The 13975-nt window shown below is 60.4% G+C and carries 13 protein-coding genes; 7 read left to right on the top strand and 6 right to left on the bottom strand.

Annotated features, from left to right (window positions below; translation table 11 throughout):
- Positions 1-154: 154 nt before the first annotated feature.
- Positions 155-2152 carry an alpha-1,4-glucan--maltose-1-phosphate maltosyltransferase gene (locus ACA047_RS18690; protein WP_497351785.1) on the bottom strand — a complete coding sequence of 666 codons (1998 nt, stop codon included), beginning with the start codon at positions 2150-2152 and terminating at the stop codon, positions 155-157.
- A gap of 209 nt (positions 2153-2361) precedes the next feature.
- On the opposite strand from ACA047_RS18690, the gene ACA047_RS18695 reads away from it, so the two are divergent.
- Entirely contained in the window at positions 2362-2526 is a 165-nt protein-coding gene (locus tag ACA047_RS18695; RefSeq protein ID WP_497351787.1) for a hypothetical protein, read from the top strand.
- Between the two features lie 51 nt (positions 2527-2577).
- On the opposite strand, the gene ACA047_RS18700 is transcribed toward ACA047_RS18695, so the two are convergent.
- Positions 2578-3078, bottom strand: coding sequence for an MgtC/SapB family protein (locus ACA047_RS18700; RefSeq protein ID WP_497351789.1), 501 nt, complete (start codon positions 3076-3078; stop codon positions 2578-2580).
- A 136-nt stretch (positions 3079-3214) separates the two neighbouring features.
- Between ACA047_RS18700 and ACA047_RS18705 the strand changes: the two genes are divergently transcribed.
- The 3 genes from ACA047_RS18705 (at position 3215) to mapR (ending at position 6505) form a co-directional block, all read left to right on the top strand.
- The gene (locus tag ACA047_RS18705; RefSeq protein WP_497351791.1) at positions 3215-3451 is read left to right on the top strand and encodes a DUF3203 family protein; all 237 of its coding nucleotides are present in this window, start codon (positions 3215-3217) and stop codon (positions 3449-3451) included.
- A 169-nt stretch (positions 3452-3620) separates the two neighbouring features.
- Positions 3621-5033 (top strand): cytochrome c oxidase accessory protein CcoG, encoded by a 1413-nt coding sequence (gene ccoG, locus ACA047_RS18710; protein WP_497351793.1) that lies wholly within the window; start codon positions 3621-3623, stop codon positions 5031-5033.
- 62 nt (positions 5034-5095) lie between these two features.
- A complete protein-coding gene (gene mapR, locus ACA047_RS18715) occupies positions 5096-6505 on the top strand; it encodes a GntR family transcriptional regulator MpaR (protein WP_497351795.1) in 1410 nt (469 codons plus the stop codon).
- 17 nt (positions 6506-6522) lie between these two features.
- Here mapR and ACA047_RS18720 read toward each other — a convergent pair whose 3' ends face one another.
- Positions 6523-7269, bottom strand: a complete 747-nt coding sequence (locus ACA047_RS18720; RefSeq protein WP_497351797.1) for an SDR family oxidoreductase — start codon at positions 7267-7269, stop codon at positions 6523-6525.
- Positions 7270-7370: 101 nt separating this feature from the next.
- Positions 7371-8249 (bottom strand): Dyp-type peroxidase, encoded by an 879-nt coding sequence (locus tag ACA047_RS18725; protein ID WP_497351799.1) that lies wholly within the window; start codon positions 8247-8249, stop codon positions 7371-7373.
- A gap of 277 nt (positions 8250-8526) precedes the next feature.
- On the opposite strand from ACA047_RS18725, the gene ampC reads away from it, so the two are divergent.
- Positions 8527-9675 carry a class C beta-lactamase gene (gene ampC / locus ACA047_RS18730; protein ID WP_497351801.1) on the top strand — a complete coding sequence of 383 codons (1149 nt, stop codon included), beginning with the start codon at positions 8527-8529 and terminating at the stop codon, positions 9673-9675.
- Positions 9676-9817: 142 nt separating this feature from the next.
- Here ampC and ACA047_RS18735 read toward each other — a convergent pair whose 3' ends face one another.
- Positions 9818-10366: a DUF4174 domain-containing protein gene (locus ACA047_RS18735; protein WP_497351803.1), complete on the bottom strand. Its 549-nt coding sequence runs from the start codon at positions 10364-10366 to the stop codon at positions 9818-9820.
- Positions 10367-10564: 198 nt separating this feature from the next.
- Complete coding sequence (locus ACA047_RS18740) at positions 10565-11350, bottom strand: sulfite exporter TauE/SafE family protein (RefSeq protein WP_497351805.1); 786 nt, start codon at positions 11348-11350, stop codon at positions 10565-10567.
- Between the two features lie 387 nt (positions 11351-11737).
- On the opposite strand from ACA047_RS18740, the gene ACA047_RS18745 reads away from it, so the two are divergent.
- Together ACA047_RS18745 and ACA047_RS18750 are read left to right on the top strand one after the other, a co-directional pair.
- The gene (locus ACA047_RS18745) at positions 11738-12889 is read left to right on the top strand and encodes an aldose epimerase family protein (RefSeq protein WP_497351807.1); all 1152 of its coding nucleotides are present in this window, start codon (positions 11738-11740) and stop codon (positions 12887-12889) included.
- A gap of 154 nt (positions 12890-13043) precedes the next feature.
- Positions 13044-13865, top strand: coding sequence for an aldo/keto reductase (locus tag ACA047_RS18750; RefSeq protein WP_497351809.1), 822 nt, complete (start codon positions 13044-13046; stop codon positions 13863-13865).
- Positions 13866-13975 lie beyond the last annotated feature (110 nt).

Raw genomic sequence — 13975 nt, forward strand, 5'->3', positions numbered from 1 at the left:
ACAGGCTTGTGAGGTCTTTTTGTGTTGTGAGGCCTTTTGTAGCGAGGGGATTCATCCTCACTTTGTGGGAGCAAAGCTTGCTCGCGATGCAGGCGCCTAGATTCTCCAAGAGACCGCGTCATCTTCATCTCGGGCAAGCCTTGCTCCCACAGCCTTACGCCACGCTGATCCGCCAAATCCCAAACGGCTGGGTCGCTGGGTCAATCTGCATAAACTGATACTTGCCATGCCAGCTCCAGCGGTGACCGCTCATCAAATCCTCGCCTTGGGTCTGGGCATCGTCGGGCAGGCCCATCTCCCACAGTGGTAATTCGAAATTGGCTTCCTGCGGGTTGTGCGGATCGAGGCTCACCGCCACCAGGATGAAATTGCTTCCGTCGGGCGTGCGCTTGCCGAAATAGAGAATGTTGTCGTTCCAGGCGTTGTAGATCGTCAGGCCCAGGTGCGTATGCAGCGCCGGGTTCTGCCGGCGGATGCGGTTGAGCTGGGCGATTTCGGCAATGATGTTGCCTGGCGCGGTGAAGTCCCGAGGGCGGATCTCGTATTTCTCCGAATCGAGGTACTCCTCCTTGCCCGGTACCGGCGCCGCTTCGCACAGTTCAAAGCCCGAATACATGCCCCACAGGCCCGAGCCCATGGTTGCCAGGGCCGCGCGAATCAGAAAACCAGCGCGCCCCGACTCATGGAGAAAGGCCGGGTTGATGTCTGGCGTATTGACGAAAAAGTTCGGCCGGTAGCATTCGCGCCAAGGCGACTCGTTGAGTTCGCTGAAGTAGGTCGCCAACTCGGCTTTGGTGTTGCGCCAAGTGAAATAGGTGTAGCTCTGGGAGTAACCCACCTTGCCCAGCCGCGCCATCATGGCCGGCGTGGTGAAGGCTTCGGCAAGGAACATCACTTCAGGGTATTGGGCCCGCACATCGGCGATCAGCCACTGCCAGAAGGGCAACGGCTTGGTGTGGGGGTTGTCGACTCGAAAGATCTTCACGCCTTCGTTGACCCAGCCCACCACGACGTCCCGCAGCTCCAGCCAGAGGCTGGGAATCGAATCGGCGGCATAGAAGTCGACGTTGACGATGTCCTGGTATTTCTTCGGCGGGTTTTCTGCGTATTTGATCGTGCCGTCCGGCCGCCAGCTGAACCAGCCCGGATGCTGCTTGAGCCACGGGTGGTCTTGGGAGCACTGGATGGCGAAGTCGAGGGCGATCTCCAGGCCATGGTCGGCGGCCGCCGCCACCAGGCGCCGGAAGTCCTCACGGGAACCCAATTGCGGATGAATCGCCTCGTGCCCGCCCTCTTCGCTGCCGATGGCATAAGGGCTGCCCGGATCGTCGGGGCCGGCGGTGAGGGAATTGTTCGGCCCCTTGCGAAAGCTACGGCCGATGGGGTGGATCGGCGGGAAATACAGCACGTCGAAGCCCATGTCCTGGATCACCGCCAAGCGCGAATGCACGTCGTTGAAAGTGCCATGGCGTTTGGGATCGTCGGTAATTGAGCGTGGAAACAACTCGTACCAGCTGGCGAACTCGGCCAGCTTGCGCTCCACGTCCAGCGGGTACTTGGGGCTGATGCTCAAGTAAGGTCGATGATCGGCCTGTGACATCAGATCGGCACTGCGCGATGCCAGGAACAATGCCACCTGCTCGTCCGGCAACAGGCCGGAGAGCTCGTGGTGCAACGCAGCCAACTGTTCGCTCAGTTCACCCGAGCTGCGCTCGGCGGCCATGTGCACCTGATTGCGCCCTTCTTGCAGCTCCAGACTGATAGGGACCCCGGCGCCGAATTTTTTCTCCAGCTCGTAGCAGAAACTGGCGAACTGATCGATCCACGCCTCAATGCAAAACACATAGAGGCCCTGGTCCGGCACGTTGAACTGGCCCTGCCAGCCGTTGTTGCCCAGATCGGTCATGACCTCGCTGTTCCACGCCTTATCCTCCAACGCGTGCCAGCGGATTCGCACGGCCAGTTTGTCGTGGCCGTCGGCGAACACCTTGCAGGTCACCGTCACATCCTGCCCGGCCACGGCCTTGACGGCGAATTGCCCGCCATCAATTACCGGCATGGTGTTTTCAATTGCAATACGCGGCAACAACAACGCCTGGGACAACGGCAAATGCGGGTTGTACGCCAGGTCAGTCGGGTATTCAGCAGTCATCGAGCATCGCTCCTTTTACGCCCCATGGACGCGATTGTGGCGGTAAAGGCCCAACGGGTCCTGAATAAACTCACTTAAGCTCCGAACCGAGCCGGCGGCTAAAAGTTCAGAGGGATTTACCCCGATGCATCCGGGATCAAACCCGGCGCAGGGTGGTCAACAACTAATAAGCACGACTCAAGCCATGTGCGTCACGGAGACCCTTGCCAATGAATATCCCCATCCCGGCTGAAACCCCTGATCCCAACATAGACAACCCCACCCTGCCGCTGCCCGACCCTGACCTGGAGCCGATTCCGGAAAAAGATCCACCGCTCGATCCCCAACCGCCCCTGGGCGACCCGCCGAGCGAGGCGCCGCCGGAGCGGGTTTGATTCAACAGCCTAGTAGTAAACCTGTGGGGTTTGTGTGTGGATTGGCCGCAGTTACGGCTTATCCCCCTTATCCAGCGCCCGGACAATCATCGGCATCACACTGAAGATCCCCAACGCCAGCAACGTGCTCAGCACCGCCGTCGATTCCCGGCCCAGCCCGGCGGCGATGCCGATGGCGGCGGTCATCCACAGGCCGGCGGCGGTGGTCAGGCCTTTGACGTCGCTTTCGTCGCCGTCATTGCTTTTCAGGATGGTGCCCGCACCGAGAAAACCGATGCCGGCGATCACACCCTGCATCACCCGGCTCATGGCGTCGGCCTGGGAGCCAGACATCTGTGGCACCAGCACGAACAGCGCAGCCCCCAGCGCCACGAGCATATGAGTACGCACACCGGCGGCCTTGCCCTTGTGTTCACGCTCAAAGCCCAGGATGCCGCCTAACAGCGCGGCCATCAGCAGGCGCACGGTGACCCGCGTCAGTTGCTGGGCATCGGTGATGTCGGCAAATTCCGCTTGCAGGGTTATCCAGACTTCATGCCACCAGGCTTTCATGAATCGTCCTCTTTTCATTCGATAAACGATGGACCGCAAGCGACGCCAGAGGTGCGCCCGACCGCTGATCAGGCGCAACGAACCCTCGCCACCGGACGGCACCTAACGTTCAGGACATCCAGAAGGAAGAACAATCATGACGGTACGTATCGAAAACAACCAAACCTGCTATTTCAAAACCTCCCACGGCGAGGAACAGCGCCTTGCCAGCAAGCTGACCGTTATCACCGACTCGGACAAAGCCATGTCAGCCGTGGAGATCAACGACGAGCGGATCTATATCACCGAGAAGGAAGCCAACGCCCTGACCGTGGCCGGGGCGACTGATGGCCGCAAGAACCTAAAGGCTACTGATGGTGATTCGGTTATCTGAAGCCCGATTTAACAGGAGCTTGTTCGCTCGTCCCTGGGTGCATCAAAGTGTCGCAGGGACTGGGCTTCAGCGCATCTGATCCGGTTTTTATCCAAACACCTGAGTCTGTTATGCAAACAGTTCGGTGGTCATAGTGCGTCGCCAGATACAGGCTGATGAGCGACCGACCATGAGCGATAGAATCCCCGTCCAATTGATACAGACTTTCGAACCCGCGCCGACGAAGATCAAGGCCAGGACCACCGATAACCTGATTCACACCCGCAGTTTCACCGGTTTGTTTCGCACGTTGCGCATGAGCGGTGCCGGGGGTCTGTTCCTGCTGTTTTTCGGCACGGTGTGGTTGAACTGGGGTGGCCGCCAGGCAGTGCTCTGGGACCTCAGCGAAAGCAAATTCCACATTTTTGGCGCGACCTTCTGGCCCCAGGACTTCATCCTGCTGTCGGCGTTGCTGATCATCGCCGCTTTCGGCCTGTTTGCGATCACCGTGTTCGCCGGTCGCGTGTGGTGCGGCTACACCTGTCCGCAGAGCTCCTGGACCTGGGTTTTCATGTGGTGCGAGAAAATCACCGAAGGCGAACGCAACCAGCGGATCAAGCTGCAAGCGGCGCCCTGGGGCTTGAACAAGCTGTTGCGCCGCTCGGCCAAGCACACACTGTGGCTGGCCATCAGCCTGCTCACCGGCCTGACGTTCGTCGGTTACTTCACGCCGATCCGCCCGCTGGCCGAAGAACTGCTGACCCTGCAAATGGCCGGCGTCAGCCTGTTCTGGGTACTTTTCTTTACCGCCGCTACCTACCTCAACGCCGGCTGGCTGCGTGAAGCGGTGTGCATGCACATGTGCCCCTACGCACGGTTCCAGAGCGTGATGTTCGACAGGGACACGCTGACCATTTCCTATGACACGGCCCGGGGTGAAATCCGCGGCCCGCGCAAGCGCGAGGTGAACCCGACCAATATTGGCCTGGGCGATTGCATCGATTGCCAGATGTGTGTGCAGGTCTGCCCCACCGGCATCGACATCCGCGACGGCCTGCAAATGGAGTGCATCGGTTGCGCGGCCTGCATCGACGCCTGCGACTCGATCATGGACAGGATGGGTTACGCCCGCGGGCTGATCAAATACACCTCCGAACATCAACTGCAGGGCGGCAAGACTCACCTGCTGCGGCCCCGGTTGATCGGTTATACCACCGTGCTGCTGGTGATGATCGGCGCACTGGCCCTGGCGCTGGTGGAACGGCCCATGGTGTCGCTGGACGTGAGCAAGGACCGCGGTCTGTTCCGGGAAAACAGCGAAGGCCAGATCGAGAATATCTATAGCCTGAAAATCATCAACAAGACCCAGCAACGCCAGGATTACCAGCTGTCCCTGGTGGACGGCGACGGCTTTGTTCTGCAGGGCAAGACGCAACTGAGCCTGGCGCCGGGGGAAATCGTCGACGTGCCGGTGTCGGTAGCCATGCTCAGTGAGCGGCCCCAAAGCGGCTCCCGGGAAATGACCTTCAAAGTGGTCGACAGTGACGAGCACGACGTCTACAGCGTGGCCAAAAGCCGTTTTGTGGCGCCGATGAATCGGTGAAGCTTTAAGATGCCCCACAGTTAAAAAGCGCAAACCATGTGTCACTTAAGGCTGGGCCCGCTATGAAACGCTACGAGAAATTCGCCGACGACATCGCTGAACTGATCCGCTCCGGCATGCTGGGGCCCGGTCAGCGTGTGCCGTCGGTGCGTTATGCCAGCCAAACCTACGGCGTCAGCCCGTCCACGGTGTTCCAGGCCTATTACCTGCTGGAACGACGTGGCCTGATCCGAGCCCGGCCGCGCTCCGGCTACTTCGTCAACACCCATGCGCCGAGCCCGTTTTCCGAGCCGGCGGTCAGCAGCCATGTGCACGAGTCCACCGAAGTCGACGTCAGCGAGCTGGTGTTTTCGGTGCTGGACTCGATCAAGGACCCGGCCACCGTGCCGTTCGGCTCGGCGTTCCCCAGCCCGACGCTGTTTCCGCTGCAACGGCTGTCCCGCTCGCTGTCCAGCGCAACGCGGGATATGGACCCGCGCGTGGTCGTCACGGACATGTCGCCAGGTAATCCACAATTGCGTCGGCAGATCGCCCTGCGCTACATGGTCGGCGGGCTGATGCTGCCCATGGAGGAATTGCTGGTCACCAACGGCGCTCTGGAGGCATTGAACCTGTGCCTGCAAGCCGTGACCGAGCCCGGCGACCTGGTGGCGATCGAGGCGCCGGCGTTCTACGCCAGCCTGCAAGTGCTGGAACGACTCAAGCTCAAAGCCGTGGAAATCCCTGTGCACCCGCGCGACGGCATCGACCTGGACGTATTGGCACAGACGCTGGAGCGCCACCCGATCAAGGCCTGCTGGTGCATGACCAGTTTCCAGAACCCCATGGGCGCGACCCTGCCCGAGGAACGGAAACAGGCGCTGGTGGAGTTATTGCGCCGCCATCAGGTGCCGCTGATCGAGGACGACGTGTACGCCGAACTCTATTACGGCCAGCAGGCACCCAAGCCTGCCAAGGCGTTCGACACCGACGGGCTGGTGATGCATTGCGGTTCGTTCGCCAAGAGCCTGGCGCCGGGTTATCGCATCGGCTGGGTCGCCGCCGGACGTTACGCGCAGAAAATCGAACGGCTCAAACTCATGACTTCACTGTGCGCCTCGATGCCGGCCCAGGCTGCCATCGCCGATTACCTGCAACACGGCGGCTACGACCGCCACCTGCGCAAACTGCGCTACGCCCTGGAAGAACAGCAAAGCGCGATGCTTGCCGCCATCGCCCGCTATTTCCCAGCCCAGACCCGCGTCAGCCAGCCGGCAGGCGGTTATTTCCTGTGGCTGGAGCTGCCAGAGCAGATGGACTCGTTGAAACTGTTCCAGATGGCCCTGGCCCAAGGCATCAGCATTGCACCGGGGCCGATCTTTTCACCGACCCGGCGCTTCAGGAACTGCATCCGCCTGAACTACGGCAGCCCGTGGACCGAAGCGTCGGAAAAAGCCATGGAGACGTTGGGGCGGATTATTCGCTCGTTTTGAGTTTCGACGATCTGGGCTCAGCGTCCGCCGCCCAAATCCACAAACGTCCCCGTGGCATACGAAGCCTTATCCGACAGCAGCCAGATAATCGCCTCCGCCACTTCATCCGGACGGCCGCCCCGGGCCATGGGGATGGCAGATTCCAGCTTGCTGACCCGATCCGGGTCGCCGCTGAGGGCATGGAAATCGGTGTAGATATACCCTGGACGAACCGCGTTGACGCGGATGCCTTCACCCGCCACTTCCTTGGACAAGCCGATGGTGAAGGTGTCCAGCGCGCCCTTGGACGCCGCGTAATCGACGTATTCGCCCGGCGACCCCAAGCGTGCGGCCACTGACGAGACGTTCACGATGCTGCCGCCCTGCCCGCCATGCCTGGGTGACATGCGCAACACCGCGTGTTTGGCGCAGAGAATCGGCCCCAGCACGTTGGTCTTCATGATCTTGAGGATGCGAAATTCAGACATTTCATCGAGCCGGGACTTCTGGGCGACCGTGCCAGCGTTGTTCACCAGCGCCGTCACGCGGCCCAGTTCGGCGTCCACCCGATTGAACAGGCCGATCACTTCATCTTCGATGCTCACATCGGCCCGCACGGCGATTGCCTGCGCCCCCTTGGCCCGGACCTGTTCGAGCACATTCTGCGCGGCGACTTCATCGGACTGGTAATTGATACAAATCCGATAACCCAGATCGGCAGCCAACAGCGCCGTGGCCGCTCCAATACCTCGACCGCCACCGGTGATGACCATGACTTTATCCACGCTTGCTTCCCTCCGTTCCACCGATAGACGTGCGGCCCAAGAATAGCGTTCACGTATCGCTTTTGACAAAGCGCTCCGCTCAGCGGGCCAGGGTGCTCTGCTCAGCGGGCCAGGGCCCGTAGATCCAGACGCCCTTCCAACTGCGGCGGGCACCAGTAGTAACCGCCGGTGATCGGACGACTCATGCGATACAGGCCATCGGTAATACCGTCCTCCAGGCCACTCATGCGTCGCAGTTGCGCCTCGAAGGCGTCGAGGGAGAAACCAAACGCCAAGAACATCAGGCCGGCGCGATCGCCTTCGATCCAGGGCATGGAGCGGCGCACGACGAAGGCTTGCGGAGCGAAGCTTTCCTGGGCGGTGCGTTTAACGTGGGCCGACTCCGGCGCATCGTCGATTTCTTCATTGTCGCTCAAGCGTCGGCCCATGATGTTGTCGCGCTCATGGGGCTGCATCGCCGCGAAACCGTCCAGATCGTGTTGCCACTGCTGGATCGCGGCAAAACTGCCGCCGCGCAACCCATCGATGCCTTGGGCCAGGGCAGCGGCGACGGCCGCATCGTCGTGGGGGTTTTCGGTGCCGTCTTCGTAACCCGTCAGGTCATGGCCGGTCATGTGGCGGAAGGTTTCGTTCATTTGCACCAGGCGCAGGGCCGGCGCCAACGCGGCCTCGATGGCGCGACTGCGGTGCAGCAGCTCGCCTCGGTCTTCGCCGTGCAACCAGCACCACAACGCGTGCTGGGTCGAAGGGTTGTCCACGCCCACCCCGGCCAGTGCCGGAAATGCCCGCAGGCCTTCGATCTGCGCGCCCAGCGCCTGGACCAGCGACTCGCCAAAGCCGATCACCACCCGGCCATCCAGCTGAAGCAGGAGCTTGTCTATCGCAGCCGGCAGCGCCTCGACCGATTCCAGGGCAAAAAACAAATGACGGGCCTGAGGCGGGACAGGGGCGGCGAGAATGCCAGGCTGGTAGTAACTCATGTGAACTCCTTTAGAAAGAGCGCAAGTTTACCCGGCGGCCGTTGGTTTGTGTGGTTTGCCATGGGGCCGCCGAAGTCCCCGGACAGCCGAAGACTTTCGTAAGAGCGCCCTTACGACTCCGTCAGACAACTCGGATCCTGGCCTGGGCCGGATGGATCCCGATTGCCCAGCAACCGAAAACTCCCTAGATTGACCTCCCCAAGTAACACCCATGCCTCAAAAGCTGCTGGGCTGCAGAGCAGCTTGAACCATCGCCATCCACGGAGAACGGTCATACATGCACATCGCCAAATCGATACTCGCGGGCACTTTCTTCCTGGCCTGTGGAACGACGCCGGGCTTTGCCCAGGACCGTACTGAAGACACGGTCAATGCCGTTATCCAGCCCTTGATGAAACAACAGGACATCGCGGGCATGGCCGTGGCGATCACGCACAACGGTCAACGTCATTATTTCAATTACGGCGTGGCCTCCAAGGACACGAACCAGGCAGTGACCGACCAGACTCTCTTCGAAATCGGCTCGGTCAGCAAGACCTTCACCGCCACGCTCGGTGCCTATGCCCAGGCCCAAGGCAAACTGTCGCTGTCGGACCCGGCCAGTCGCTTCGCCCCCGAGCTGCGTGGCAGCGCGTTTGAAGGCATCACTTTGCTCAATCTCGCCACCTACACCCCGGGCGGCCTGCCTTTGCAGTTTCCCGACGACGCGGACCATTCGGATCGGATGCTCGGTTATTTCAAGTCCTGGCAACCACTCTACCCGGCCGGCACCCAGCGGGTGTATTCAAACCCGAGCATCGGCCTGTTCGGCTATCTGGCGGCCCGCAGCATGGGTCGCCCGTTTGACGATGTGATGGAGCACACGCTGATGCCAGGGTTGGGCCTCAAGCACAGTTATCTGCGGGTTCCGCCAGCTCAGTCAAACCAATACGCCCAGGGCTACGCAAAGGACGGCAAGCCAGTCCGGGTCGGGCCCGGCGCTCTGGATTCCGAGGCCTATGGGGTGAAAACCAGCTCATCGGACCTGATTCGTTTCGTCGAGGCCAACCTGCGGCCTGAAAAACTGGACGCCACCCTGCGCCAAGCCATCGCCACGACCCACACCGGGTTCTACAAAGTGCGCGGAATGACTCAAGGGCTGGGCTGGGAGTTCTACCCTTACCCGGTCACCCTGGATGAGTTACTGGCCGGCAACGCGCCGGAGATGGTCATGACGCCACAGAAAGTGGAACCTCTCAATCCGCCCCACCCGGCACCGGACAATGCGTGGATCAACAAGACAGGGTCAACCAGTGGCTTTGGCACCTACGTGGTTTTCGTCCCTGGAAAGGACCTGGGGATCGTGATGCTGGCCAACAAAAACTATCCAATTGCGGAACGGGTGAAGGCCGCGCACCAGATCCTGACGGCACTGGATGGGCAATAATCGAACGGGCTAAAGGGATCATTTGTGTTGATCGAGTGCGCAGCAGCCAGATTCAACGGCAGAAAAAACGACCGGGGCTAACTGTGGTGAGTGAGTGAGGGAGCAAGCTCCCTCGCCACTGCGAATCTCATTGGCCTTGGGGTCAATCATCCAACGGCTTGGGCGCAGCCGTCGTTTTGCCCGCCTTGCCAGGCTTGGCGCCCTTCGCATCCTTGGTGGGTACCGGCTCCGCTGCGGGAGGTGGGGGTGGAGCCGCCGCTTCTTTTTCTGTCGCTGGCAGCTTGTCAACGGTGTCGAAGACGTCTTTCAGTTCAATCGCCCCGGAATGCTCGAGCTTCTTTTCCCCATCCTTGCCCACCAGGATGATCTTGGTCTGCGCACCAGCCCCCAGCTTGAGTGAACGGATCAGCGCCATGGTGCTTTGCGGGTCCAGGTCTTTACCCTCGCGTTGCCCCATCGTGTTGAGCACGGTGTAAAGCACCATGTTGCGCTCGGAAAAGCCCTGTTTGCCTGCCGGTTCATCCAGCGCTTTCTTCAGGCTGACCCACGCAGGGTCGACAGTGCTGGGCGCGATGATGATCAAGGGGCGGTTTCTGCCCAACTCCGCCACCAAGGGTGAGTCGCCATCTGCGGCGAACAGGGGGCCGACGACGGCCAGCAAGGTAGCGAAGGTCAATGACCGAATGAGCATGCGCCTCTCCTTTTGATAGTTACGCTGTACTGATTGCGCATGGCGGCGATTGTTCCGCGAGTCGCCCAATACTACGCCTGCCTGCCCTGAAGCTTAGGCCAGCGGGTTCATTGCGCAACCGTGGCGCAGGGGTGAGGGATTGGGGCGCGACCACATTGGGTCATGGAAGCTTTGTAGATCGGGTCCGGCAAAAAATACTCAAAACGCCAATTTGAACCCGATCATCGCCAGCATCACCGCCAGACACGGGCGCAGCAGTTCGTCGGAGATGCGTCCTGACAAATGGCTCCCCAGGTAAATCCCTGGCAACGAACCGATCAGCAGAAAACCAAGGACATGCCAGTCCATGTTGCCCATGCTCGCATGGCCCAGGCCAGCGACCAGGGTCAGCGGCACGGCGTGGGCGATCTCGGTGCCCACCAGGCGCTTGGTGACCAGGAACGGGTAGAGGATGAACAGTGCGACGGTGCCCAGGGCGCCGGCGCCGATGGAGGTCAACGCGACCATCGTGCCCAACACCAGGCCGGTGATGACCGTCAGTACGTTGAGGCGCGTGCCGGTGGGATTGTAGTGACCGCCAGCGCGGTCATGGGCAAATTGCAGCAGGCGTTTTTTGAACAGAATCGCCAGGGCCGTGGCGAACAGCACAAAGCCCAAGGCTTGTTTGATCACCGCGTTCATGGCGTCGGGCGAGCTGTGCAGGCTGCTGAGAAACCACAGCGTCAACCCGACTGCCGGCACGCTGCCCAAGGTCAGCCAACCGGTGATGGCCCAGTCGATGTTGCGGTTCTTGGCGTGAACCAGAACACCGCCAGACTTGGTAATGGCCGCGTAAAGCAAGTCTGTCCCCACCGCAGTCGCAGGGTTGATACCAAACCACAACAGAATGGGGGTCATCAGCGACCCACCGCCAACGCCGGTCATCCCGACGATGAAACCGACCACCAGGCCTGCTACGACTAAACCGACACTACCGAAATCCATTAAACCCGTCTCAGCACGACCGCATGAAAAATCTGGCCGCGAGCATAGCGATTTTTCTTATAACCCCCTATATCGATGTGATCTATCTTTATTCCTTTTTTTACCAATTACCGCTTTGGACCGCCAGGAAGTTAAGCAAGAGCAGGCTCTGGACGTAGTTCAGCCCGATAAAAGTGCGATACCGACAAAAACCTCGCGTCTGGGCATAACCCGGACCGCTTAATTAGTCTGACTTTTTAGTTGATAAATCTAGATTAGTAGCTATAAATCCCTTCTCACCCCTCAAATAGAAAGACTACTAAACAGAAAAACCTTCGCCGCTGTCCGTCCAAACAACGGACTCGACTCGCGTTAAAAACAACAACAAAACAACAGGAAGGTCACATCATGTTTGAATCCAGATATCTGCTCACGGCCCTCGGAGTGTCTCTGATGATCGCCACCTCTGCTTCCCAGGCCGCCGGTTTGACCAGCGAACACGCTGCGTTCGGCAAGACCAACGACGGTACGGCGGTGGAAAAGTACGTGCTGCGCAACAGCCACGGCATAGAGGCCACCGTCATCACTTACGGCGGGACCCTTCAGTCACTGATCGTGCCGGATAAAAACGGCAAGGCCGCCGACGTGGTACTCGGTTTTGACGACGTGCAGGGTTACCAGAAAAACGGCAGCGTATATTTCGGCGCGACCATCGGCCGCTTTGGCAATCGCCTGGCCGACGGTGCGTTCGAGCTGGACGGCAAGCGCTACCAAGTGCCGCAGAACGACCATGGCAACTCCCTGCACGGCGGACCACAGGGGTTCGACAAGCGCGTGTGGAAGGCCGAACCCCATGATGGCAAGGACTCGGTGGGCGTGACCTTGACCTACCTGTCGGCGGATGGCGAGATGGGCTTTCCTGGTGCGCTGAAGACCGACGTCACCTACAGCCTCAACGAACAGAACGAGTTGCGCATCGAGTACAAGGCCACCACTGACAAACCCACAGTGCTGAACCTGACCAACCACAGCTATTTCAACCTGGCCGGGGCGGGTAACGGCGATATCTTGAAGCAAGTCGCGACCCTGCATGCGGCCCACTACACCCCGGTAACCGGCAAGCTCATCCCCACCGGCGAGCTGGCTCCCGTGGCTGGCACGCCGATGGACTTCACCAAACCCACGGCCATTGGTACCCATATCAAGGCTGATCATCCGCAGCTCAAATTCGCCGAACCGAAACAGGGTGGCTTCGATTTCAACTGGGCGCTCGATGCCAAGGGTGACGTGAGCAAACTGGCCGCCGACGTCCTCGACCCGCAGTCCGGCCGCCGCTTGCAGCTCTACACCACCGAACCTGGCGTGCAGTTCTACACCAGCAACTTCCTCGACGGCACGGTCAAGGGCAAGCACGGCAAGGTCTATCCGCATTGGGGTGCGTTTACCCTGGAAACCCAGCACTACCCCGATTCGCCAAACCAGCCGAACTTCCCCTCCACCCGGCTTGATCCGGGCCAGACCTACACCCAGACCATGGTGTTGAAGTTCTCCGCAAAATAACTTCTTCGTTGACTGATCGTTCCCACACTCCGCGTGGGAACGACTCCTGTGACGCTCTGCGTCACGCTTTGGGGAACGCGGAGCGTCCGCGGGCTTCATTCCCGTCTATCCTGCTGCCAAAAGCATTAATAGTTCTACACAACAGGAGGCAGGCATGAGGACTCTGGATTTGGCTGGCGTGTCCGTACCGGTGATCGGCCAGGGCACCTGGCGCATGGGTGAAGAGCCGTCCCATCACAAGAAAGAAGTAGCAGCCCTGCGCCTGGGCATCGAATTAGGCATGACGCTGATCGACACGGCGGAAATGTACGCCGAGGGCGGCGCCGAGAACGTGGTGGGCGAAGCAATCACCGGCCTGCGGGATCAGGTCTTCCTGGTAAGCAAGGTCTATCCCCACAACGCCAGCCGCAAAGGCATCCCACAGGCTTGCGAACGCAGTTTGCGACGGCTCGACACCGATTACATTGACCTTTATCTGCTGCATTGGCGCGGGCAGTACCCGCTGGACGAAACCGTCGAAGCCTTTGAACGTCTGCGCGAAGAAGGCAAGATCGGCCGTTGGGGCGTGTCGAACTTTGACGTCGCCGACCTTGAAGAGCTGTCCTCGCCGGCCTGCGCCACCAACCAGGTGCTGTACAACCTGCAAGAACGAGGCATCGAATTCGACCTGTTGCCCTGGTGCCAACAGCAGCGCATGCCGGTCATGGCCTACTGCCCGGTCGGCCAGGGCGGGCATCTGCTCAAGGACCATACCCTGGGACAGATCGCCGAACGCCATGGCGCGACGCCGGCGCAGGTCGCACTGGCCTGGCTGTTGCGCCACGACAATGTCATCGCCATTCCCAAAGCCGTGCAGACTGAACATGTGCGCCTGAACGCCGAAGCGGCGAACCTGAAGCTCGAACCCCAGGACCTGGCGGCCCTCGACCTGATGTTTCCCCAGCCTCAGGACAAGCAGCGATTGGCGATGGTCTAGTTCTCACGAGCAAAGAGCTTTTTGTGGCGAGGGAGCTTGCTCCCGCTGGGCTGCGTAGCGGCCCCATTATTTTGCGATCGCTGCGCGACCGAGCGGGAGCAAGCTCCCTC

The sequence above is a fragment of the Pseudomonas sp. LBUM1664 genome (assembly GCF_059695895.1).

Bases quoted from the DNA above. Each gene is read 5' to 3' on its own strand.
- mapR (WP_497351795.1), top strand. From the start codon at position 5,096: ATGAAACGCTACGAGAAATTCGCCGACGACATCGCTGAACTGATCCGC.
- ACA047_RS18725 (WP_497351799.1), bottom strand. From the start codon at position 8,249: ATGAGTTACTACCAGCCTGGCATTCTCGCCGCCCCTGTCCCGCCTCAG.
- ACA047_RS18740 (WP_497351805.1), bottom strand. From the start codon at position 11,350: ATGGATTTCGGTAGTGTCGGTTTAGTCGTAGCAGGCCTGGTGGTCGGT.
- ampC (WP_497351801.1), top strand. From the start codon at position 8,527: ATGCACATCGCCAAATCGATACTCGCGGGCACTTTCTTCCTGGCCTGT.
- ACA047_RS18705 (WP_497351791.1), top strand. From the start codon at position 3,215: ATGACGGTACGTATCGAAAACAACCAAACCTGCTATTTCAAAACCTCC.
- ACA047_RS18745 (WP_497351807.1), top strand. From the start codon at position 11,738: ATGTTTGAATCCAGATATCTGCTCACGGCCCTCGGAGTGTCTCTGATG.
- ACA047_RS18690 (WP_497351785.1), bottom strand. From the start codon at position 2,152: ATGACTGCTGAATACCCGACTGACCTGGCGTACAACCCGCATTTGCCG.
- ACA047_RS18695 (WP_497351787.1), top strand. From the start codon at position 2,362: ATGAATATCCCCATCCCGGCTGAAACCCCTGATCCCAACATAGACAAC.
- ACA047_RS18700 (WP_497351789.1), bottom strand. From the start codon at position 3,078: ATGAAAGCCTGGTGGCATGAAGTCTGGATAACCCTGCAAGCGGAATTT.
- ACA047_RS18750 (WP_497351809.1), top strand. From the start codon at position 13,044: ATGAGGACTCTGGATTTGGCTGGCGTGTCCGTACCGGTGATCGGCCAG.
- ccoG (WP_497351793.1), top strand. From the start codon at position 3,621: ATGAGCGATAGAATCCCCGTCCAATTGATACAGACTTTCGAACCCGCG.
- ACA047_RS18735 (WP_497351803.1), bottom strand. From the start codon at position 10,366: ATGCTCATTCGGTCATTGACCTTCGCTACCTTGCTGGCCGTCGTCGGC.